Raw genomic sequence first — 22044 nt, 5'->3', positions numbered from 1 at the left:
CATGATTGTCTGCGGTGACGGTGCTAACCTTCGCCCTTCGGGTCTGTAGTTTTCGACGATTTCGGCATTGTTTTGAAATCGATAAGAGCAAGCCTGACAACCCGAAGGAGATCACCGCCGATGCACCTGACGTTTGACTGGAACGCTGCCCGCCGACGCTCGCGTGAGCAAGCGAACTCTGCCGAAGAAGGGCAGGGCGCGAACAGAACTACCTGGAAACGTTTCCCCTATGGCGACCGGATCTACCGCTACGGCGGGACGGCACTGTCAAGCAACTGGGCGCGCCTCCATCGGGGCGACCTGGAGCCGTATCCGACGACCGACAGCCTGGCCGAGCTGTTGGGTACCAACCCTGAACTGATGCCCCATGCACCGGATCTGGCAGCCATCGTTGCGCTCATCGAGGATGCCTGGCGGGCCTATCATGCCGGTGATTTTGCCGATGCGGTCGATTATGGCCTCGCCGCCGGGCCGGTCGGCATGGTGGTTGCGGCCCGTGCGGCGGCGGTCTATGCGTCTCATCTCGAAGAAGACGAGGTGCGCCGGCTGGCCATCCTGCGGGATACCGTGGAGTCGTGTGCCGCGCTGGTTCAACTGGCGCCCAACTGGATCAACGCCTGGTACGTTTACGGGCTGGCACTTGGGCGCTACAGCCAGAACATCTCGGTGGTGAAAGCGCTGGCCCAGGGTTTGGGTGGCAAGGTGCGGGACAGCCTGCACAGGGTCATCCAGCTGAATCCAGGGCATGCGGATGCCCATGTCGGACTGGGGGTCTATCACGCAGAGGTGATCGACAAGGTTGGCGGGATGGTCGCGGCCCTGACCTACGGCGCGCGCAAGGAGGCGGTGGTGGATCACTTCGAGGCCGCCCGGGGCCTGCATCCCCAGTCGCCGGTGGTGCTGGCCGAATACGCCCGCTCCACCCAGCTGGCCTTTGGCCATGCGCATTCGGGGAGGGCCCACGAGATTTTTGGTGAAGCGGCGGCCTGTCAGCCGGCCGACGCGCTGGAGCGCCTCGACGTGGAGTGGGCGCTGGGCGAACTCGAGTAAGGGGCCGCAGCGGGGCGCTCAGCCCTTGGAGCGGACCAGGCGTGCCTTTTCCCGGTCCCAGTCGCGTTCCTTCTCGGTTTCGCGCTTGTCGTACTGTTTCTTGCCCTTGGCAAGGCCGACGCTGATTTTCACGCGCCCTTTTACATAATGCAGGTCGAGCGGGATCAGCGCATAGCCGGCCCGTTCCACCTTGCCGATCAGCTTGGCGATCTCTTCCGCGTGCAGCAGCAGCTTGCGGGTGCGGGTCGGGTCGGGCGTGATGTGGGTCGAGGCGGACTCCAGCGGCGTGATGTGCATGCCGACGATGAAGATCTCGGCGCCGCGAATCACCACGTAGGCTTCCTTGATGTTGGCGCGCCCGGCGCGGATGCCCTTTACCTCCCATCCCTCCAGCACCAGGCCGGCTTCGTACTTGTCCTCGATGAAATAATCGTGGAAGGCCTTGCGGTTGTCGATGATGCTCATTGGCGTAGGCTCGAACGGACGCGTAAAATCGCGCATTTTAACAGGTCGGTACTCCGCTAGCGCTCCGATGGCAGCCGTCAAGAAAATTGTCCTGATCGAGTTCACCCCGGCCCAGATGTTTGAGCTGGTGGACCGCTGCGAGGATTACCCCAGGTTTCTTCCGTGGTGCGGTGGCAGTGAGGTGCATGGCCGCGACGAGAAGGTGACCAAGGCGACCCTCCATATCAACTACCACGGGATCAAGTCCCACTTCAGCACCGAGAACGAAAAGCGCTATCCCGGCCACATGCACATCCGGCTGACCGACGGGCCATTCACGCATCTGGACGGAAGCTGGGATTTTACGCCACTGGGCGAGGCGGCCTGCAAGGTCGAGTTCAACCTGCATTACGAATTTTCCAGCCGCCTCATCGAGAAGGCTGTCGGGCCGGTGTTCAGCCATATCGCCAACACCTTCGTCGACTCCTTCGTCAAGCGCGCTGCGCAAATCTACGTCAAGAGCTGAAATGTCCGATTCGATCAACGTGGAAGTTTGCTACGCCCTCAGGGATCGCCAGGAGATCGTGCGTTTGAAGATGCCTGAAGGCTGCACCGTGCAGCGGGCCATCGATGCCTCGGGGCTGCTCCAGAAGCACCCGGAGATCGATCTGGCCAAGACCAACAAACTCGGCGTGTTCGCCAAGCTGGTGAAGGCCGATACTGTCTTGCGCGACAAGGACCGGATCGAAATCTATCGCCCGCTGATTGCCGACCCGAAGGAGGTCCGGCGCAAACGGGCCGAAGAGGGCAAGGTGATGAAGAAGGGTGGCGGGACGGGCGAGGATTCCGCCGCCTGAGTGCGGGATACGCCTACTTGCAGATGCGCTCGACTGCCTTGCGGGTGCGTTCGATTTCGGCTGCGCGCTCGTCGTCATCCATGAAGATGCGTTCGCCGGCTTCGTTGAAACGGACAACCCGCTGGCCGCTTTCGAGGCCCGCAAGGTGCTGCTTTGATGCGCTGCATTCGCGCTGGCGCTGTTCGCTGTCGGCCTTGTCCTTGCGGGCTTTTTCCTCGGCTTCGGTTTTTTCGGCGAGGCGCTTGCGGAAGGCCAGTTCCTTGTCGACATAGCTCGGCTGGGCGTTGTCGGTAGGGGCGGTCTTGCCGGGGGCCAGGGTCGGCTGCTTGACGGTGCGTGCCTTGCCGTCGGGCGGCGGCGTATCCGAATAATGGACCTGGCCGCTGGCATCCTTCCAGCTGTAGATACTCTGTGCAAAGGCCGTCTGGCCGGCGCAAACCAGCAGTACAACGAGAAGCTTGTGGAACATTGGGGACTCCGGTAGGACAAAGCTTTTGCCGGTGAGCGGCAAGCTACGTATAATACGGATTTGATTCAAGGGATTAAAGCTATGCGAGTGATTCAGAAGGCGCTGACGTTTGACGATGTCCTTCTCATCCCCGCCCATTCGAGCGTTCTCCCGCGCGACGTCAGCCTCCAGACGAAACTCACGCGCAACATTACCCTGAATATCCCCCTGGTGTCCGCTGCAATGGACACAGTGACTGAAGCGCGCCTTGCCATTGCGCTCGCCCAGGAAGGCGGGATCGGGATCGTTCACAAGAACCTGACCCCGCAACAGCAGGCCGCAGAAGTGGCCAAGGTAAAGCGCTTCGAATCGGGCATTCTCAAGGATCCGATCATCATCCCGCCGACCATGACGGTTCGCGAGGTGCTCATCCTTACCCGTACCCACAAGTTCTCCGGCCTGCCGGTGGTGGATAACGGCAAGGTGATCGGCATTGTCACCAACCGCGACACCCGCTTCGAGACCAATCTCGATCAGCCTGTTTCCGCCATCATGACGCCCAAGGCTCGCCTGGTTACCGTCAAGGAAGGTGCGAGCCTGGACGAAGCCCGGGAGCTGATGCACAAGCATCGTCTTGAGCGTGTGCTGGTGCTGAATGATGCGGGCGAACTGGCCGGGCTCATCACCGTCAAGGACATGATGAAGTCCACCGAGCACCCGCTGGCCGCCAAGGACGATCTCGGTCGTCTGCGTGTCGGTGCGGCCATCGGCGTTGGCGTGGGGACCGAAGAGCGGGCCGAGTTGCTGGCCGAGGCCGGTGTGGACGTGATCGTTGTCGATACTGCCCATGGTCACTCGCAGGGCGTGCTCGACCGCGTGAGCTGGGTCAAGAAGAACTTCCCGCAGGTTGAGGTCATCGGCGGCAACATCGCCACCGCCTCTGCCGCGCTGGCGCTGGTGCAGGCCGGTGCTGACGGCGTCAAGGTCGGTATCGGCCCGGGCTCCATCTGCACCACGCGTATCGTTGCCGGTGTGGGCGTGCCCCAGATCACGGCGGTCGATAACGTCGCAACGGCCCTCGCCGGCAGCGGCGTGCCGCTGATTGCCGACGGCGGCATCCGCTACTCGGGCGACATCTCCAAGGCCATCGCGGCCGGTGCCAACGTGGTGATGCTCGGCGGTCTGTTCGCCGGCACCGAGGAAGCGCCGGGCGAAACGGTGCTGTTCCAGGGCCGTTCGTACAAGTCCTATCGCGGCATGGGTTCCCTCGGGGCCATGCAGCAGGGCGCTGCCGACCGTTACTTCCAGGAGAACGACGGCAACGTGGACAAGCTGGTGCCGGAAGGTATCGAAGGCCGTGTGCCCTACAAGGGCGCGGTGACTGCGGTGATTCACCAGCTGATGGGCGGCCTGCGCGCCTCCATGGGTTACGTGGGTTGCGGCACCATCGATGACATGCGCTCCCGCGCCGAGTTTGTCGAGATCACTTCGGCCGGCATCCGCGAGTCTCACGTCCACGACGTGCAGATCACCAAGGAAGCGCCGAACTACCACGTGGAATAATCATTGTTCCGCTGTGGTTCGCCAGGGCAGCCTTTGGGCTGCCCTTTTTCGTGGGCGGCCTGAACCTATCGACGCAAATCGACTCCACCTTTCCATGCTGAACAGAACCCGATCCGATTCGTCCTCCACTGCGGCGGCCCTTGCGCCGGTGCTGGAGGTCAGTGAGCTGTGCCGTGCGGTGACGTCCGACGGCGGCAGCGAATTGCGTATTCTCGACAAGGTGTCCTTCCGGATCATGGCCGGCGAGGCGGTGGCCATCGTCGGTGCGTCCGGCTCCGGCAAGTCCACGCTCCTCGGCCTGCTGGCCGGGCTGGATGCGCCGAGCAGCGGCTCGGTATGCATCCGCGGACAAGATCTTTTTGCCCTCGATGAAGATGGTCGTGCGGCGCTGCGCGGGGCCTGCGTGGGTTTCGTGTTCCAGTCTTTCCAGCTGCTGCCGGCCCTCACTGCGCTGGAAAACGTGATGTTGCCGCTGGAACTGGCCGGGCGTCGGGATGCGCGGCAGGAGGCGGAGGCCTGGCTCGGGCGTGTTGGCCTGGCTGCCCGTCTGGGGCATTACCCGCGTCAGCTCTCCGGCGGCGAGCAGCAGCGTGTCGCCGTGGCCCGTGCCTTTGCGCCGAAACCGGCGCTGGTGCTGGCCGACGAGCCGACCGGCAATCTCGATGTGGCAACCGGCGAGGCGGTGATCGAGTTGATGTTCTCCCTCAACGTCGAATCCGGCACAACCCTTGTGCTGGTGACCCACGACAACGCCCTGGCCGCCCGCTGCGGACGCACCCTGCGCTTGTCGGCCGGGCGCCTGGTGACCAACTGATACCACCGTAGGTCGGGCTTCGGTCCGACTTACGGGAAAAACTGTTCCTTCAGCCCGCAGCGCTTCAGGATGCTGCGGCCGGCAATGACGCCGCTGCGCACGGCGGATTCGATTGTCGCCGGGTACTCCGACGCCACATAGTCGCCGGCCAGCCACAGGCCGGCTTCGGGCGTGAGTGTCTTCGGCCGGACAAGGCCCGGCGTGCATGCGAAGGTAGCCCGCTTCTCGGTGATGATCTGCGACCACAGGAGCGGAGGCAGCGGGCCGAGCACCGCCTGCAATTCCTGCAGCAGGGCGATCTCAAGGGCTTCCTTCGCGATGTCCTGGTGGGCGCCGCTGGCACTGATGACTACGCCGACCAGACCTTCCGGTCCGCCGAGGGCGGTCCGGTCGAAGACCCACTGGCCATAGCCACCGGTCATGCCGATCATCGGCTCCGGAAACTTCACTGCTCCATCAAAGGCCAGCCACGCGGTAACAATCGGCTCGTGTTTGAGCTGGCCGATTTGCGCCACCACCGGCGCCATGGCGGGCAGGGATTCGACCAGCGGGGCCACGTGATAGGGGGCGGTGGCGATCACCACGTGGTCGTAGATGCTCTCCCACGGGTCGCCATCCAGCCGGTAGCCGTCGCCGTGTTCGTAGCGAAGAATGGCCTTGACCGGCTCGGCGGTGCGCACCGTGTGTCCGCGCATGGCCAGCCAGCGGGAGGCCGGGACCGGGAAGAGTTCCGACAGGTCGAGCCGTGGCAGCAGCATGTCGGAGGCCGATGCGCCGGCGGTGAGGCTGTCGCGCAGCACATGGGCGAACACCTGGGCCGAGGCTTGTGCCACCGGGGTGTTCAGCGCGGCCACGCACAGGGGCTCCCAGATCAGGCGGATGAGCTTGTCGGTCTGGGCGCTGTCGGCGAGCAGGGCTGCGACGGGGCGGTCGGGCTCGACGCGGAAGCGGGTGCGTTTGAGCTGGCGCATCAGTCGCGCCATGGCGAGCTTGTCGCGCCAGTCGAGGCCCTTGGCGCGCAGCAGGCCGATGGCCAGATGCAGCGGGGCCGGCAGCGGCGCGGTGCGCAGTTCACAGTGGCCGGGATAGACCAGTGCGAGGCGCCGGGTTTCGAGTACCGAGGGTTTGACGCCGACCAGGCGCAGCATGCGCAGGGTTTCGGTGTAGGCGCCCAGCAGGATGTGCTGGCCGTTGTCGAGCCCGATACCGTATTTGTCTACCACCCGGGCGCGGCCGCCGAGGGTGCGCGACGATTCGAAGAGCGTGACCCGGGCGCCGCCACGGGCCAGCGTTACGGCCGCCGAAAAGCCGGCGTAGCCGCCGCCGACGATGGCGACCTGCGGGGTCTCGCTCATCCCTTGAACCAGGTTTTCCCGGCGATCCAGATCTTGCGCAGCGGGGTGAGAGAGGTGCGCCGGTCGAGGACCTGAAAGCCGTCGGCTTCGATCTCGTCGAGCAGGGTGCGGTAGATGGCGGCCATGATCAGGCCGGGGCGCTGGGCCTTGCGGTCTTCGGCGGGGAGCTGGGCAAAGGCCTGGTCGTAGAGCTGACGGGCGCGTGTGGCCTGGAAGGCCATCAGCTGACGGAAGTTGTCGTCGTAGCGGGCTTCGAGGATTTGCTTGGCCGGCACGTTGAAGCGCTGCATCTCGTCGATGGGCAGGTAGATGCGGCCCCGCCGGGCGTCCTCGCCCACGTCGCGGATGATGTTGGTGAGCTGGAAGGCGAGGCCCAGGTCGTGGGCGTACTTGAGGGTCTGGCGGTTCTGGTAGCCGAAGATTTCGGCCGACAGCAGGCCGACCACGCTGGCGACGCGGTAGCAGTACAGATTGAGCGCCTTCCAGTCGAGGTAGCGGGTCTGCATCAGGTCCATCTGCATGCCGTCGATGATTTCGAGCAGTTGCTCGCGGGGCAGGTTGAAGCGCCCGCTGATGTCCTTCAGGGCCTGGCCGACGGGGTGTTGCGGCTCGCCGTCAAAGACCTGCTTGACCTGATTGCGCCACCAGTCGAGCTTGGTCTGGGCGATCTGCACGTCGTGGCATTCATCGACCACGTCGTCCACTTCACGGCAGAAGGCGTACAGGGCGGTGATCGCCTGGCGCCGCTCGGGGGGCAGGAACATGAAGCTGTAGTAGAAGCTGGAGCCGCTGCTGGCGGCTTTCTCCTGGCAATAGGCGTGCGGATCGGTCATGGGGGCTTACCGGATGGTGGCGCGCCAGGCGAGGCGCAGCCAGTCTGTCTTGCCGAGGGTCGGACGGTGCCGGAATACGTCGTAGCCGTTCGCCTCGATCTTGTCGAGTATGGCGAGCCCGCCTTGCACCATCAGGCGCAATTCCCAGCCGATACGGCCGGGCAGGCGGCGGGCGAGGGGGGCGCCGTGGCGCATCATGCTGCGGGCCCGCTGGACCTGGAAGTCCATCAGTGCCGAGAATTCATGGCTGACCACGCCGGCATTGATGTCGGCCTCGGTCACGCCGAAGCGCTGCATGTCGGCGAGGGGCAGGTAAATGCGTTGCTTTTGCCAGTCGATGGCGACGTCCTGCCAGAAGTTGATGAGCTGCAAGCTGGTGCAGATCTGGTCGGACATGATCAGGTTGTCCGGCGTTTCGGCCCGGTACAGACACAGCAGCAGGCGGCCCACCGGGTTGGCGGAGCGGCGGCAGTAGTCGGTCAACTCGGCGAAGTCGGTGTAGCGCGTCTTGCCCACATCCTGGCTGAAGGCGTCCAGCAGGTCGCGGAAGAGACCGATGGGCAGCTTGAACTGGTGGATGTTGCGGGCGAGGCGCTCGAAGATCGGGGCGAGGCCCGGATCGTCGAAGGGGCGATTCTGCTCGATGGCGTGCAGGGCGCGGCGGTAGTCGTTGAGCTGGGCGAGTCGCATCACCGGCAGGGCATCGCCCTCATCGGCAATGTCGTCGGCGCTGCGCGCAAAGGCGTAGATGGCCTCCACCGGCTCGCGCAGGCGCGCGGGCAGCAGGAAGGAGGCGACCGGGAAGTTTTCGTAGTGGTCAACGGGCATGGGCGCGCGGAGTATACCCTGCGCACGCGACGGAACCGACCGGCCTTGGACCCCTCAGACTCATCATGCTCGAAATCGAAAACATCTCCCGTCATTTCAACGCTCGTCCGGTGTTGCAGGACGTGTCCCTGCGCCTGGCGCCGGGTGACTACGTGGCCATCGTCGGCGAGTCCGGCGTCGGCAAATCGACACTGCTCAACCTCATCGCCGGGCTGGATCGACCAGATGGCGGGCGGCTGGTGCTGGACGGCAGCGACTATTCGACGCTCGACGAAGATGCGCTGACCCATTTGCGCCGCGACAAGCTGGGCTTCGTTTTTCAGGCCTTTCATGTGCTGCCCCATCTCACCGTGCGCCAGAACGTGGCTCTGCCCCTGTGGCTGCAGGGTGTCGATGGCCTGGCCGCCGACGGCCCGGCGCAGCAACTGCTCGATGCCGTCGGCCTGGGCGAGCGGGCCGGCAGCTGGCCGCGGGAGCTTTCTGGCGGCGAGATGCAGCGGGTGGCGATTGCCCGGGCGCTGGTCCATCGGCCGCGTCTGGTGCTGGCCGACGAACCTACCGGAAATCTCGACCCGGCCAACGGGGCGAAGGTGCTGGCCTTGCTCGGCGAGCGCATCCGCGAGGCCGGGGCCATCGGCATCCTGGTGACCCATTCGCTGGAGGCGGCTGCGACTGCCGACCGGGTATTGCGCCTGACTGCCAAGGGTTTGGTCGGATGAAGCTGGCGCCGGTTTTTCTTGGCTCGCTGGCCCGCCGACGTGTGGCGACGCTGTTTTCGTTGATGGCCATCGTGCTCGGTGTGGCACTGGGGATGGCCGTGCAGGCGGTGCACGAGGCGGCCTTGTCGGAGTTTGGGCGTGGCTTGCGTTCGCTGGCCGGGCAGGCGGACTTGCAGGTGGTCGGGCCGCGCGGTGGCTTTGACGAAGGGCTTTATGCGCAGCTGGCGGCCCGCCCCGAAGTCGCCGATGCGAGTCCGGTGGTCGAGGTGGAGGTGAAGCTGGCCGGGCGGGAGGACACGCTCACGCTCCTCGGCGTGGATGTCTTTGCGCTGGCCCGGGTCACGCCACTGCTGCTGCCCCGGGCGGATGAGGGCGGGGAGCGCTTTGCGGTGCTGGCCGATGACGGGATCTTCGTGAGCGCGGCGGTGCGCCAGGCTTTTGGCCTGAAGTCCGGTGAGGCGATCCGCCTGCAGGTGGGGGCGACGGACGTGACGCTGCGTGTTGCCGGCGATCTGCCCGCTGCGGGGGACGCGCGACGGCTGGCGGTGATGGACATCGCCGCCGTGCAGGCCCGTTTCGGCAGGCTGGGGCGGCTCACGCGCATTGATCTGCGACTGGTCGACGGCGTTGAGCCCGGCGCGGTGCGTGATGTATTGCAGGGCGTTCTGCCGGCCGGTGTGCTCGTCGAGGCGCCGGAGGCGGCAGAGGATCAGGCCGCCAATCTGTCCCGGGCCTACCGGGTGAACCTGACCATGCTGGCGGCGATGGCGCTGCTGACCGGCGGTTTCCTTGTCTTCTCGGCCCAGGCTTTGTCGGTGGTGCGGCGGCGTACGGAGTTTGCCTTTCTGCGCGCCATCGGGCTGTCCCGACGCACCCTGTTCGGCTGGCTGGTGGCCGAAGGCGCGGCGGTCGGACTGGCTGGTGGGCTCGTGGGTACGGCGCTGGGTTACGGCCTGGCCTGGGGGGCGCTGGTGCTGCTTGGGGGGGATCTGGGGGCCGGTTACTTTTCCGGGCTCACGCCGCAGTTGCAGTTCCAGCCGGGTGTCAGTGTCGCTTACGTTGCCCTTGGCATGCTCGCTGGCGTGGCCGGCGCCTGGTTGCCGGCGCGGGAGGCGGCCACCGTGTCGCCGGCGCAGGCGTTGAAGGCCGGTGATGAGGCTGCGCTGCTGGGCGGGCGGGGGCATCCGGTCTGCGGTGCGACTTTGCTGGCGCTGAGCGTTGCTGCGTGCGGGATTCCGCCCGTCGATGGTTTGCCGCTTGGCGGTTATCTGGCGGTGGCCTGCCTGCTGGCCGGGGCGGTGATGTTGCTGCCGGCGGTGGCCTCGGGGGTCGCCTGGCTGTTGCCGGCGCGGGGGCCGGTACCGGCGCGTCTGGCACTGGCCCGTCTCGGGGCTGCGCCGGGGCATGCGGTGGTGGCGGCGGCCGGGGTGTTGACCAGCGTGGCGCTGGCGGCCGCCATGGCGATCATGGTGGCGTCCTTCCGCGATTCGGTGGATCAGTGGCTGAACCAGATCCTGCCCGCCGATCTCTACCTGCGCGCCGGCAAGGCCAGCGGCAGCGGCTACCTCGATGAGGATTTGCAGCGGCGCATTGCCGCTACGCCCGGTGTCGGGCAGGTGGCTTTCACTCGTCACGAAAGCCTGCGCCTGGCCGCTGGTCAGGCTCCGGTAGCCTTGATCGCCCGGCCGGTGTCAAAGGACGGCAGCGAGTTGCCGCTGGCAGGCCGCGTCCATCCCGGCGGCGAGGGGCCGCAAGTCTGGATTTCCGAAGCGATGCAGGATTTGTATGGCTGGCAGCCCGGTCAGCAGGTGGATCTGCCCCTTGCCGGGCGCCGGGTGGCGGTGCATGTGGCTGGCGTGTGGCGGGATTACGCGCGCCAGACCGGTGCGGTGATGATCGACCTGGGTGATTACCGCCGTCTTACCGGTGACCGTCTCGCCAATGATGCGGCGATTGCGCTCGCCCCGGGGGCTGGCGCGAGTCAGGTGGCTGATGCGCTGACGACGATGGCCGGTGCCCGGGCGCTGGAAGTCGCCCGGCCGGGGGAAATCCGTGCCATCAGCCTGCGTATCTTCGACCGCACTTTTGCTGTCACTTATCTGCTGGAGGCGGTGGCGGTAGCCATCGGCCTGGCCGGTGTGGCGGCCAGTTTTGCGGCACTGGCGGCGGCGCGCCGGCGGGAGTTCGGGATGCTCCGTCACCTGGGCCTGACACGTCGTCAGATCGGCTGGATGCTGGCCCAGGAAGGGGCGCTGGCGGCTGGCGTCGGCGTGCTCGGTGGCCTGCTGACGGGTGGCGCCATCGGGCTGGTGCTGATCGAGGTGGTCAATCGGCAGAGTTTCCACTGGAGTATGGATCTGCATGTGCCGTGGGGCTCGCTGGCGCTGTTCGGCGTTGGCCTGATTGCACTGGCGGCGCTGGCGGCGGTGCTCGCCGGGCGTCAGGCCATGCGCCAGGACGCGGTGCTGGCGGTGCGGGAGGACTGGTGATGGATCGACGTGTATTTCTGCTGGCGCTGGCTGGCTTGCCTGTGTGGCGTGGCGCGCGGGCGGTGGACTTCGCGCCGGTGTTGCCCGGCCGCCGACTGGTTTTTCCGGCGGATCACGGTGCTCACCCGGATTTTCGTACCGAGTGGTGGTACGCGACTGGCTGGCTACATGTGCCGGACGGTACGCCGCTGGGCTTTCAGACCACCTTCTTTCGTGTGCGCACCGGCATGGGGGAGGGCAGCCCGAGCGCCTTTGCGCCGCGCCAACTGATCCTTGCCCATGCGGCCATCGCCGATCCGCGCCTGGGGCGCCTGCGCCATGACGAGCGTTCGGCGCGGGTCGGTTTCGGTCGTGCCGGTTTCGAGAGCGGGCACACCCGTGTGTGGGTGGGCGACTGGCGTTTCGAGCAGACCGGTGAGCGCTACCGGGCGGAAGTCCGGGCGGCGGATTTCAGCTACGCGCTGGATCTGCTTGCCGATGATCCGCCCGTGCTCAACGGTCGGGCCGGCTTCAGTACCAAGGCGCCGGACTCGCGTCACGCCAGTTATTACTACAGCCGTCCGCAGTTGAAGGTGAGTGGCTCGGTCACGCTGGAGGGCCGCTCCCAGAGCGTGACCGGCCATGCCTGGCTCGACCACGAATGGTCCAGCGAACTGCTGCCGGATGGGGCTCAGGGTTGGGACTGGGTCGGCCTCAATCTGGACGACGGCAGTGCGCTGATGGCTTTCCGGATGCGCGGCAGGGATGGCCGGGCCTTGTGGGCGGCCGCCACTTTTCGACCGACAGACGGCCCGGCCCGGGTGCTGTCGCCCGTGGACATCGGTTTCGAGGCGCTGCGCCAGTGGCGTTCGACTCGTACCGGTATTACGTACCCGGTGGAGTGGCGGGTGCGCATCGGCTGGCGATTTTTCCATCTGCAGCCGCTCCTCGACGATCAGGAGCTGGATAGCAGCCGGTCTACCGGTGCGGTTTACTGGGAAGGGGCTGTGCGGGTGATGGAGGCTGGTCGAGAGTTTGGGCGGGGCTATCTGGAAATGACCGGATACGGAGAACGTATTCGTATCGGTTAGATCTGTTTTTCCTTGTTGTGGTGCGATATGCAGGGGTTTGAGGGAGGTTTTGAAACTTTTGATTCGCATAGGGTGAAAATAGGTTGCATGGTTTTTTTGGGTTTTCGTTTTTTTAAAAAAACCTTTGTTTTTAGTAATTTATTGTACTTTTTATGTATTTTTTCTTATTGTTTTGTCCGTGATAAAAGTCACGAAAGAATGTTAGGTTATCGATATAACATCCTTTGACATTGTCTTAAGCGGATTGCATTTGATGTTTAAATTGGGGCCGTCGGGTGTTTGCCCCATAGCTATATGGGATCAGGTTTGTGATGGCGGCGGTGTGCCGTTTTTGCTGTGGCCTTGAGCATGCCGTGGAGCGCACAGCCCGCCATGCAGGCGCTTGGGCTTCATGCCCGGGATGGAGCACGATGGACGCTTGATCCGGCGCACTTCGTGTGGGCGCTGGGCAGCTTGTGCGCATTGAACCGGGTTCCGTTCGATGCTGAATTGCTGCTGCGGCAGTTTCCGCCTCCATACAACACGGATACGCTGGTGCATGCCGCGCGTGCGCTGGGTTTCCGGATCAAGTTCAAGGCGCTGTCGGCCTCGCAACTGGGTACCGCCGCCTTTCCGTGTGTGGCTTTGCTGGCGCCGGTCGAGTCTGCGGGAGAAGAGGGGGCTGCCGGGCTGGGCCTGGTGACGGATATTTCGGCGCAGCGTGTGCTGTTCTTTGCTGCCTGCACCAACGCCCCTGCCGAATTGTCGCCGGATGATTTTGCCCGCCAGTACGCCGGCTTTGTTTTTCTGGTGGCGCGGGAAAAAGCTGCACCGGTCAATCCCGAGAAAGAAGTCGCCAGGGCGTTTGGTTTCCGCTGGTTCATCCCCGAGCTGTTGCGTCACCGCAAGGTGTGGCGCGACGTGTTGCTGGCGTCGCTGGTCATCCAGTTGCTGGCCTTGGGGACCCCGCTGTTCACCCAGACCATCATCGACAAGGTGGTGGTTCATCGCACCGAAAGCACGCTGGCGGTCATCGCCATCGGGATGGCGGTGTTCATGGTTTTCTCGGCGCTGCTGACCTGGGTACGCCAGTATCTGGTCCTGCACACCGGCAACCGCGTCGATGCGGTGCTCGCCGCAGCGGTTTTCGAGCACTTGTTCCGCCTGCCGCCGCGCTACTTCGAGAAGCGTCCGACCGGGGTCATCTCGGCCCGCCTGAATGGTGTCGAGACGATTCGGGAGTTTGTGGCCGGCGCCGCCGTGACGCTGATGCTCGACCTGCCTTTCCTGCTGATCTTCGTCGGCGTCATGCTGACCTACAGCCTGACCCTGACCCTGATCGTGATGGGGATCCTCGGCGCTGTCGTGGTTCTCAGCCTGCTGGTGGCGCCGATGTTCCAGGCCCAGCTCAACCAGCAGTTTCTGCTCGGGGCCCGCAACCAGGCCTTTCTGACCGAATACGTCGCCGGCATCGAGACGGTCAAGAGCCTGCAGATGGAGCCCCAGCTCAAGCAGCGCTACGCCGACTACCTGGCCGAGTACCTGAGCGCCTCGTTCCGCACGCGGCAGTTTGCCAACACCTACAGTACGGCGGCGTCGGCACTCGAACAACTGATGAGTCTGCTCATTCTGGTGATGGGCGCATGGACGGTGATGCAGGGCTCCGAGTTCACGATTGGCATGCTGGTGGCCTTCCAGATGTTCGCCGGCAAGGTTTCACAACCGATGATGCGTCTGGTCGGGCTGTGGCAGCAGTTCCAGCAGGCTGACCTGTCGGTACGCCGGCTGGGCGATCTGATGAACGCGCCGACCGAGCCTTATTCGCTCCTCCCTTCGCGGGTACGCGAGGGCAAGGGCCTCATCGAAATCGAGGGGCTGGCCTTTCGCCATGCCGACAATCTGCCCTACCTCTACCGTGATTTCAGCCTGACCGTTCGGCCCGGCAGCACGGTGGCGATCATGGGCGCTTCCGGTTCGGGAAAAAGCACGCTCGCCAAGCTCCTGCAGGGTTTCTATCAGCCGGCTGACGGTCGGATCCGCATCGACGGCACGGATATCGGCAACCTTTCTGCCAACGAACTGCGCCATTACTTTGGTGTGGTGCCTCAGGAAACCGTGCTGTTCTCCGGCACGATCTACGACAACCTGCTGGCCGCCAATCCCCATGCCAGCTTCGAGCAGATCGTACATGCCTGCAAACTGGCCGAAATCCACCTTGCCATCGAGCAGCAGCCGCAGGGTTATCAGACCGCGATCGGCGAGCGCGGTGCCGGACTGTCCGGCGGACAGCGTCAGCGGCTGGCCATTGCCCGGGCGCTGCTCAAGCAGCCAAAGATCCTCATCTTCGACGAAGCGACAAGCGCCCTCGATCCGCAGACCGCCGAACACTTCGCCATCACGGTCAACCAGCTGCAAGGCAAGGTGACGATGCTCTTCATCACCCATGCGCTGCCCAGGAGCCTGCGTGTGGACGAGGTGGTGCGCATCGGGGCCGAGCGCGTGACGGTGCTCAGCGGCGAACGCGCGGGCGCCGCAAGCCAGGAGCGCGCTGCACCGGCGCCCGCCTGAGCGGAAATTTTCGCAATACGTCACAAACACGAACAACAACCAACCAGGGAAGAAGAAAATGCCAATCGACACCACCGCCTCCAGTACCGTGTACGGCAGCTCCAGCGACGAAATGCTGGTCGGCAGCGCCGGCAACGACACCTTTCAGCTCACGACGGGCGGGGACGCGAACGGCACCGACCAGTTCATCGGCGGCGGCGGTGTCAACACCATCGTGGGGGGATGGTCCGCCGATACGCTGCATGTCACCGACGGTCTCGCCAACCTGCAGGACATTCAGGTCCTCGACGGCGGTGACGGCGCCTGGCAGAACAACGTCATCCTGGCTACCGATGCCAGCGACACGCTCGACTTCTCTGCCGTGGAGGTCCGCAATTTCATCATCGACGGCGGGGCCGGTAACGACACGATCACCGGCACGGCCGGCGACGACCATATCCGCGGCGGCACCGGCAATGACGTCCTCAATGGCGGCGCGGGTAACGACACCTTCCTGTTGATCACCGCGGGCGATACCAATGGTACCGACATATACGACGGCGGCACGGGCATCAACGCCATCGTCGGCGGCTGGTCCTACGATACCCTGCACGTGCTGGACCAGTTGAGCAACCTGCAGAACATCCAGGTCCTCGACGGCGGTGACACGACCTGGCAGTACAACACCATTCTGGCCACTGACAGCAACGACACCCTGGATTTTTCCAGCTACCAGGTCAACAACTTCATCATTGACGGCGCCGCCGGCAACGATGTCATTACCGGCACCTCGGCGGGGGACTACATTCGCGGTGGTACGGGCGATGACGTCCTCGCCGGCGGCGCGGGTGACGACACTTTCCTGCTGATCACCGCGGGCGATACCAACGGTACCGACATGTACGACGGCGGTACGGGCATCAACGCCATCGTCGGCGGCTGGTCCTACGACACGCTGCACGTGCGGGACCAGTTGAGCAACCTGCAGAACATCCAGGTTCTTGACGGCGGTGACACGACCTGGCAATACAACACCATCCTGGCCACCGGCGGCAACGACACGCTGGATTTTTCCACCTATCAGGTGAACAACTTCATCATCGATGGCAGTGCCGGCAACGATGTCATCACCGGAACTGCAGGGGCAGACCACATCCTCGGCGGGACGGGCAATGACGTCCTGAGCGGGGGCGCGGGTGATGACACCTTTCTGCTGCTTACCGGCAGCGATGCCAACGGTAGCGACCGCTTCTACGGCGGCACGGGCATCAACGCCATCGTCGGTGGCTGGTCCTTCGACACACTGCGCGTGATGGATCGCCTGGCAAACCTGGTCGACATCCAGGTGCTTGACGGTGGCGACAGCAACCTCGGCTACAACACCGTGATGGCAACCGATGCCAGCGATACGCTCGATTTCTCGGGCATGACGGTCAATAACTTCATCATCGACGGTGGGGCCGGCAACGACACGATTACCGGGACGACCGGCAACGACTACATCCGGGGGGGGTTGGGGGCAGACCTTCTGATCGGTGGTGGCGGCAACGATGTGCTGCTCGGCGGTGCCGGCAACGACATCTTCCGCCTGAATACGGGCGGTGATCTCAGCGGTTACGACTCCTACGACGGTGGCACGGGCGTGAACACCATTATCGGTGGCTGGTCCTACGACGTCCTGCACGTGGCCAGCGACATGTCCAACCTGAAGGGTATCCAGGTCATCGATGGTGGCGATACCACCTGGGCCTACAACACCATCGCCGGAACGTCGGGTGATGACAGGCTCGACTTCACCGGCAAGATCCTGCGCAACTGCTACATCGACGGCGGGCTCGGCAACGACCGCATTGTCGGTACTGCCGCAGGCGACTTCATTCGCGGTGGCGGCGGCAATGACGTGCTGATCGGCGCGGGTGGCAATGATCTCTTCATTCTCAACACGGGCGGCGATCTCAGCGGTGTTGACCAGTATGACGGTGGTAACGGCATCAACGGGATTGTGGGCGGATGGTCCTACGATGTGCTGTATGTGAATGACCAGCTGTCCAACCTGAAGAACATCCAGGTGATCGACGGTGGCGACGGCAATTGGGGCTACAACACCATTTGCGGTACGGCGGCCAACGAAACGCTGGATTTTTCGGCGCTTGAAATCTATGACTTCGCCATCGATGGCGGGGCCGGTAACGATGCCATTACAGGTACGGTTACCGCCGATCACATTACCGGTGGTGCCGGCAGCAATCTTCTCAAGGGGGGCCAGGGGGACGACTTCCTGACCGCCGGGGTGGGCAGGGACCTCCTCGTGGGTGGCCGCGGCAACGACGAGATCACCACCAGCACGGGCACCTCGCTCATCGCCTTCAACACCGGCGACGGCCACGATACGGTAAATGCCATCAACGGGGACAATAACGCGCTTTCCCTCGGTGGGCTGGCCTCCTACGGCGATCTGGCCTTCAGCAAGAGTGGCGATGACCTCGTCTTGTCGATCGGCGCCAGCGATGGCGTGACCATCAAGAACTGGTACACCTCGGTGGGCAGCCAGAAGCTGGTGACGCTGCAGGTGCTGACCGGTTCCATGACGGACTTCGCCCCGGGTTCCAGCGATACCCTGCGCGACCAGCGCGTCGAAACCTTCGATTTCGGGGAGCTGGTCAGCAGTTTCGATCAGGCGCGGACCTCCGATCCGACCCTGAGTAGCTGGAGCCTGACCCATTCCCTGCTCACCACCCATCTGTCGGGCAGTGATTCGGCGGCGCTTGGCGGCAATCTGGCCTACCAGTACGGGACGACCGGCGATCTGTCGTCAGTCGGCATCGTTGCGACCCAGGGCATTCTTCAGGATTCGAGCTTCCTGAGTTCGCCGCAGGCCTTCGCAATGGCACCCTGAGCCACGCAGCAAGCGGGCCGGCATGGGCGGGGATTTCCCCCTGTGCCGGCCCGCCGGGCTTTGCCCGTCCCATGGATTGACGTTGAATGAATACCGCAAGTATCAAGCCCCTTTCCCGCGATGCCCTCGATTTTGCACCGGGTCTGCTGTCCATCCAGGAGAGCCCGCCGGCGCGGCTGCCGCGCTTGGTGCTGTACACCGTCGTCGTGCTTTTTGCGGTGCTGCTGGTGTGGGCAGTATTTGGCCGGCTGGATATCGTCGCCTCGGCCGAAGGGCGGCTGATTCCGCTGACTTACGTCAAGATCGTGCAGCCGGCGGATGCCGGCATCGTCCAGGAAATCCTCGTTCACGACGGCCAGTCGGTGCGTCGCGGAGAGGTGGTGGTGCGCATGGATGCGGTGCCTACCGAATCCGACGCGCGGGCGATCCGCAACGAATTCGACCTCGTGCGCCTGCAGTTGCGCCGTATCGATGCCGAACTCGCCGGTCGTCCGGTGCGCGCTGAAATCGGCGATCCCCCCGGCTTGTTCACCCAGGTTGTCCAGCAGCATATTGCCCATCGCCAGAGTTACCTCGACACCCTGGCCCAGGAGCAGGCTGCACTGGACAAGGCCCGTCACGAACTGCAGGCTGCCGAAGAAATTCAGCGCAAGCTGCAGGACACCGTGCCCAGCTATCGCAAAAGCGCCGATGCCTATGCAAGGCTCGGCAAGGACGGCTTCCTGAGTCCCATTGCCGTCGAGGAAAAGCAACGCGACCGGATCGAGAAGGAGCGCGACCTTCGCGCCCAGGAGGCCACCGTCGCGAGCCTGCAGTCGATGATTTCCGCCAGTGCGCGCAAGACAGCCCAGATCACCTCCGGCTACCACAGCGAGCTGCAGAGAGACCGCGTCGAGCTTGAGTCGCGCCTGCAGAAGCTGCGCGCCGAACTCGAAAAGAACGAACACAAGTCGGGCCTGCTGGTGTTGCGGGCGCCCGAGTCCGGCATCGTCAAGGACCTTGCCGTGCATGCGCCGGGGGCCGTGGTGTCGCCCGGCACCGTGCTGATGTCGCTGGTGCCGGAAAACGAACCGCTGCAGGCGGAGGTGCTGATCCGCAACGAGGACATCGGCTTTGTCCATCCCGGCCAGCGGGTCAAGGTCAAGCTGTCGGCCTATCCCTTTCAGAAATACGGCATGCTCGACGGCACGGTGCTCCAGGTTGGCCCCGACGCCGGGGAGGGCGCCACCTCCGAGCGCCGCCCTGGCGATCCGGCCGACCCGCGCAGCCTGCGCTACAAGGCCATTGTCCATCTCGACACCCAGCACCTCGACACCGACGGCCGGCAGATGCGCCTCTCCGCGGGCATGCAACTGGTCACCGAAATCCATCAGGGCGACCGCACGGTGATGGAATACCTGCTGTCGCCGGTCCGCAAGGCCTGGCAGGAAGCAGGGCGGGAGCGTTAGGCGCACAACCGCGGGCGGGGCAGGCTTTTCCGGATCCGGTCTTGAAGTTTTCCCCCGCTCCCCCATGTAGGTCTCAGACAAAAATCCGGAGGCCTTATGCGCTACGACAAGCTCACCACCAAGTTCCAGCAAGCCCTCAGCGACGCCCAGAGCCTCGCCGTCGGCAACGACCAGCAGTTCATCGAGCCCCAGCACCTGCTGCTGGCGCTGCTCAACCAGGACGACGGCAGTACCGCCTCGCTGCTGCAGCGCGCCGGCGTCAATGGCGCCGGGCTGAAGGCGGCGCTGACCAAGGCGCTGACCCGTCTGCCCAAGGTGGAAGGCCACGGCGGCGACGTGTCTGTCGGGCGCGATCTGGGCAACCTGCTCAACATGACCGACAAGGCCGCCCAGAAGCGCGGCGACGAGTTCATTGCCAGCGAGATGTTTCTGCTCGCCCTGGCCGACGACAAGGGCGAGACCGGCCGCCTGCTGAAGGAAAACGGCCTGACCAAGAAGGCGCTTGAGCAGGCCATCGATGCAGTGCGCGGTGGCGAAACCGTGGGCAGTGCCGAGGCCGAAGGCCAGCGCGAAGCGCTCAAGAAATTCTGTGTGGACCTTACCGAGCGCGCCCGCCAGGGCAAGCTCGATCCGGTGATCGGCCGCGACGACGAGATCCGCCGGGCCATCCAGATCCTGCAGCGCCGCACCAAGAACAACCCGGTGCTGATCGGCGAGCCGGGCGTGGGCAAGACCGCCATCGTCGAAGGTCTGGCCCAGCGCATCGTCAATGAAGAAGTGCCCGAGACCCTCAAGGGCAAGCGTGTGCTGGTGCTCGACATGGCCGGCCTGCTGGCCGGCGCCAAGTACCGGGGCGAGTTCGAGGAGCGCCTGAAGTCGGTGCTCAACGACATCGCCAAGGATGAAGGCCGCATCATTCTCTTCATCGACGAGCTGCACACCATGGTCGGCGCCGGCAAGGCCGAGGGTGCCATCGACGCCGGCAACATGCTCAAGCCGGCCCTGGCCCGTGGCGAGCTGCACTGCATCGGCGCCACCACGCTCGACGAATACCGCAAGTACATCGAAAAGGACGCCGCCCTTGAACGCCGCTTCCAGAAGGTGCTGGTGGACGAACCGACGGTCGAATCGACCATCGCCATCCTGCGCGGCCTGAAGGAAAAGTACGAAGTTCACCACGGCGTCGAGATCACCGACCCGGCCATCGTCGCCGCGGCCGAGCTGTCGAATCGCTACATTACCGACCGTTTCCTGCCCGACAAGGCGATCGATCTGATCGACGAGGCGGCGGCGCGTATCAAGATGGAAATCGACTCCAAGCCGGAGGTGATGGACAAGCTCGAGCGCCGCAAGATCCAGCTCGAGATCGAACAGCTGGCGGTGAAGAAGGAGAAGGACGAAGCCTCTCTCAAGCGCCTTGGCCTGATCGAGGAGGAGATCGCCCGCATCAAGAAGGAATACTCCGACCTGGAGGAAATCTGGAAGGCCGAGAAGTCGGCCGTGCAGGGCTCCGCCCACATCAAGGAAGAGATCAATCACCTGAAGGACGAGATCGTCAAGCTGCAGCGCGAAGGCAAGCTGGACAAGGTGGCCGAGCTGCAATACGGCAAGCTGCCCCAGCTCGAAGCCCAGCTGAAGAAGGCGGAAGCGAGTGGCGAGGCCAAGCCGGCCAACAAGTTGCTGCGCACTGAAGTCGGCGCCGAGGAAATCGCCGAGGTGGTGTCCCGTGCCACCGGCATTCCGGTGTCGAAGATGATGCAGGGCGAGCGCGACAAGCTGCTCAAGATGGAAGGCTATCTGCACAACCGGGTCATCGGCCAGGATGAGGCCGTGCGCCTGGTGTCGGACGCGATCCGGCGTTCCCGCGCGGGTTTGTCGGACGAGAACCGGCCGTACGGCTCCTTCCTCTTCCTCGGCCCCACGGGCGTCGGCAAGACCGAGCTGTGCAAGGCGCTGGCCGAATTCATGTTCGACGCCGAGGATCACCTGATCCGCATCGATATGAGCGAGTTCATGGAGAAGCACTCGGTGGCCCGTCTGATTGGCGCGCCGCCGGGCTACGTGGGCTATGAAGAGGGCGGCTACCTTACCGAGCAGGTGCGTCGCAAGCCGTACAGCGTGATTCTCTTCGACGAAGTCGAAAAGGCCCACCCGGACGTCTTCAACGTGCTGCTGCAGGTGCTCGACGACGGCCGCATGACCGACGGGCAGGGCCGCACGGTGGACTTCAAGAACACCGTGATCGTGATGACCAGCAACCTGGGCTCGCAGATGATCCAGCAGATGTCCGGTGACGATTACCAGATCATCAAGCTGGCGGTGATGGGCGAGGTGAAAACCTATTTCCGGCCGGAGTTCATCAACCGGATCGACGAAGTGGTGGTCTTCCACGCCCTCGACGAGAAGAACATCGCGTCGATTGCCCGCATCCAGCTTGGCTACCTGGAAAAGCGCCTGGCCAAGCTCGACATGCATCTGGATGCCAGCGACGCGGCCCTGGTGGAGCTGGCCCGCGCCGGCTTCGATCCGGTGTTCGGCGCCCGGCCGCTCAAGCGGGCGATCCAGGAGCACATCGAAAACCCGCTGGCCAAGCGCATCCTCGAAGGGCAGTTTGCGGCCAAGGATACGATCCGGGTGGATTGCGACAATGGCAAGATCGTGTTCGCCAAAGGCTGATCGGCGGGCGACCGCGGGGTGTCGATGA

At 64.4% G+C, this 22044-nt stretch carries 17 protein-coding genes; 12 read left to right on the top strand and 5 right to left on the bottom strand.

Translation table 11 applies throughout. The annotated features are described in order from the left end of the window. Positions 1-120: 120 nt before the first annotated feature. Entirely contained in the window at positions 121-1050 is a 930-nt protein-coding gene (locus ETQ85_RS11880; protein WP_222862144.1) for a tetratricopeptide repeat protein, read from the top strand. Between the two features lie 18 nt (positions 1051-1068). On the opposite strand, the gene smpB is transcribed toward ETQ85_RS11880, so the two are convergent. Further along, complete coding sequence (gene smpB, locus ETQ85_RS11875) at positions 1069-1515, bottom strand: SsrA-binding protein SmpB (protein ID WP_148579393.1); 447 nt, start codon at positions 1513-1515, stop codon at positions 1069-1071. Positions 1516-1582: 67 nt separating this feature from the next. Between smpB and ETQ85_RS11870 the strand changes: the two genes are divergently transcribed. Both ETQ85_RS11870 and ETQ85_RS11865 read left to right on the top strand, forming a co-directional pair. Next, complete coding sequence (locus ETQ85_RS11870; RefSeq protein ID WP_148579282.1) at positions 1583-2020, top strand: type II toxin-antitoxin system RatA family toxin; 438 nt, start codon at positions 1583-1585, stop codon at positions 2018-2020. A gap of 1 nt (position 2021) precedes the next feature. Next, complete coding sequence (locus ETQ85_RS11865; protein ID WP_148579281.1) at positions 2022-2351, top strand: RnfH family protein; 330 nt, start codon at positions 2022-2024, stop codon at positions 2349-2351. A 13-nt stretch (positions 2352-2364) separates the two neighbouring features. Here the strand turns inward: ETQ85_RS11865 and ETQ85_RS11860 are convergent, their stop codons facing one another. Beyond that, positions 2365-2820 (bottom strand): DUF4124 domain-containing protein, encoded by a 456-nt coding sequence (locus ETQ85_RS11860; RefSeq protein ID WP_148579280.1) that lies wholly within the window; start codon positions 2818-2820, stop codon positions 2365-2367. Positions 2821-2901: 81 nt separating this feature from the next. On the opposite strand from ETQ85_RS11860, the gene guaB reads away from it, so the two are divergent. Both guaB and ETQ85_RS11850 read left to right on the top strand, forming a co-directional pair. After that, positions 2902-4362: an IMP dehydrogenase gene (guaB, locus tag ETQ85_RS11855; RefSeq protein WP_148579279.1), complete on the top strand. Its 1461-nt coding sequence runs from the start codon at positions 2902-2904 to the stop codon at positions 4360-4362. A 94-nt stretch (positions 4363-4456) separates the two neighbouring features. Next, positions 4457-5176: an ABC transporter ATP-binding protein gene (locus tag ETQ85_RS11850; protein WP_148579278.1), complete on the top strand. Its 720-nt coding sequence runs from the start codon at positions 4457-4459 to the stop codon at positions 5174-5176. Positions 5177-5205: 29 nt separating this feature from the next. On the opposite strand, the gene hpnE is transcribed toward ETQ85_RS11850, so the two are convergent. Genes hpnE through hpnC form a run of 3 tightly spaced genes read right to left on the bottom strand, consistent with a single transcriptional unit; the run spans position 5206 to position 8192 of the window. After that, positions 5206-6531, bottom strand: a complete 1326-nt coding sequence (gene hpnE, locus ETQ85_RS11845) for a hydroxysqualene dehydroxylase HpnE (protein ID WP_148579277.1) — start codon at positions 6529-6531, stop codon at positions 5206-5208. Beyond that, the gene (gene hpnD, locus ETQ85_RS11840; RefSeq protein ID WP_148579276.1) at positions 6528-7364 is read right to left on the bottom strand and encodes a presqualene diphosphate synthase HpnD; all 837 of its coding nucleotides are present in this window, start codon (positions 7362-7364) and stop codon (positions 6528-6530) included. The genes hpnE and hpnD overlap by 4 nt, the downstream gene beginning before the upstream one ends. A 6-nt stretch (positions 7365-7370) precedes the next feature. Beyond that, positions 7371-8192 (bottom strand): squalene synthase HpnC, encoded by an 822-nt coding sequence (hpnC, locus tag ETQ85_RS11835; RefSeq protein ID WP_148579275.1) that lies wholly within the window; start codon positions 8190-8192, stop codon positions 7371-7373. A gap of 65 nt (positions 8193-8257) precedes the next feature. Between hpnC and ETQ85_RS11830 the strand changes: the two genes are divergently transcribed. The 7 genes from ETQ85_RS11830 (at position 8258) to clpB (ending at position 22016) form a co-directional block, all read left to right on the top strand. Beyond that, positions 8258-8911, top strand: coding sequence for an ABC transporter ATP-binding protein (locus ETQ85_RS11830; protein ID WP_148579274.1), 654 nt, complete (start codon positions 8258-8260; stop codon positions 8909-8911). After that, on the top strand, positions 8908-11400 hold the full coding sequence (locus tag ETQ85_RS11825) for an FtsX-like permease family protein (RefSeq protein WP_148579273.1): 2493 nt from the start codon (positions 8908-8910) through the stop codon (positions 11398-11400). The genes ETQ85_RS11830 and ETQ85_RS11825 overlap by 4 nt, the downstream gene beginning before the upstream one ends. Then, entirely contained in the window at positions 11400-12470 is a 1071-nt protein-coding gene (locus tag ETQ85_RS11820) for a lipocalin-like domain-containing protein (protein ID WP_148579272.1), read from the top strand. Before ETQ85_RS11825 ends, ETQ85_RS11820 begins: the two co-directional genes overlap by 1 nt. Before the next feature lie 348 nt (positions 12471-12818). Next, entirely contained in the window at positions 12819-15017 is a 2199-nt protein-coding gene (locus ETQ85_RS11815; RefSeq protein ID WP_222862143.1) for a peptidase domain-containing ABC transporter, read from the top strand. 58 nt (positions 15018-15075) lie between these two features. Next, positions 15076-17892 carry a beta strand repeat-containing protein gene (locus ETQ85_RS27280; RefSeq protein ID WP_148579271.1) on the top strand — a complete coding sequence of 939 codons (2817 nt, stop codon included), beginning with the start codon at positions 15076-15078 and terminating at the stop codon, positions 17890-17892. Positions 17893-17978: 86 nt separating this feature from the next. Next, a complete protein-coding gene (locus ETQ85_RS11805; protein ID WP_148579270.1) occupies positions 17979-19340 on the top strand; it encodes an HlyD family type I secretion periplasmic adaptor subunit in 1362 nt (453 codons plus the stop codon). A gap of 96 nt (positions 19341-19436) precedes the next feature. Further along, positions 19437-22016, top strand: a complete 2580-nt coding sequence (clpB, locus tag ETQ85_RS11800; protein ID WP_148579269.1) for an ATP-dependent chaperone ClpB — start codon at positions 19437-19439, stop codon at positions 22014-22016. Positions 22017-22044 lie beyond the last annotated feature (28 nt).

The sequence above is a fragment of the Zoogloea oleivorans genome, assembly GCF_008107625.1.
GTDB classification, from domain to species: domain Bacteria; phylum Pseudomonadota; class Gammaproteobacteria; order Burkholderiales; family Rhodocyclaceae; genus Zoogloea; species Zoogloea oleivorans.
This window is presented reverse-complemented; position numbering and strand designations above follow the sequence as displayed.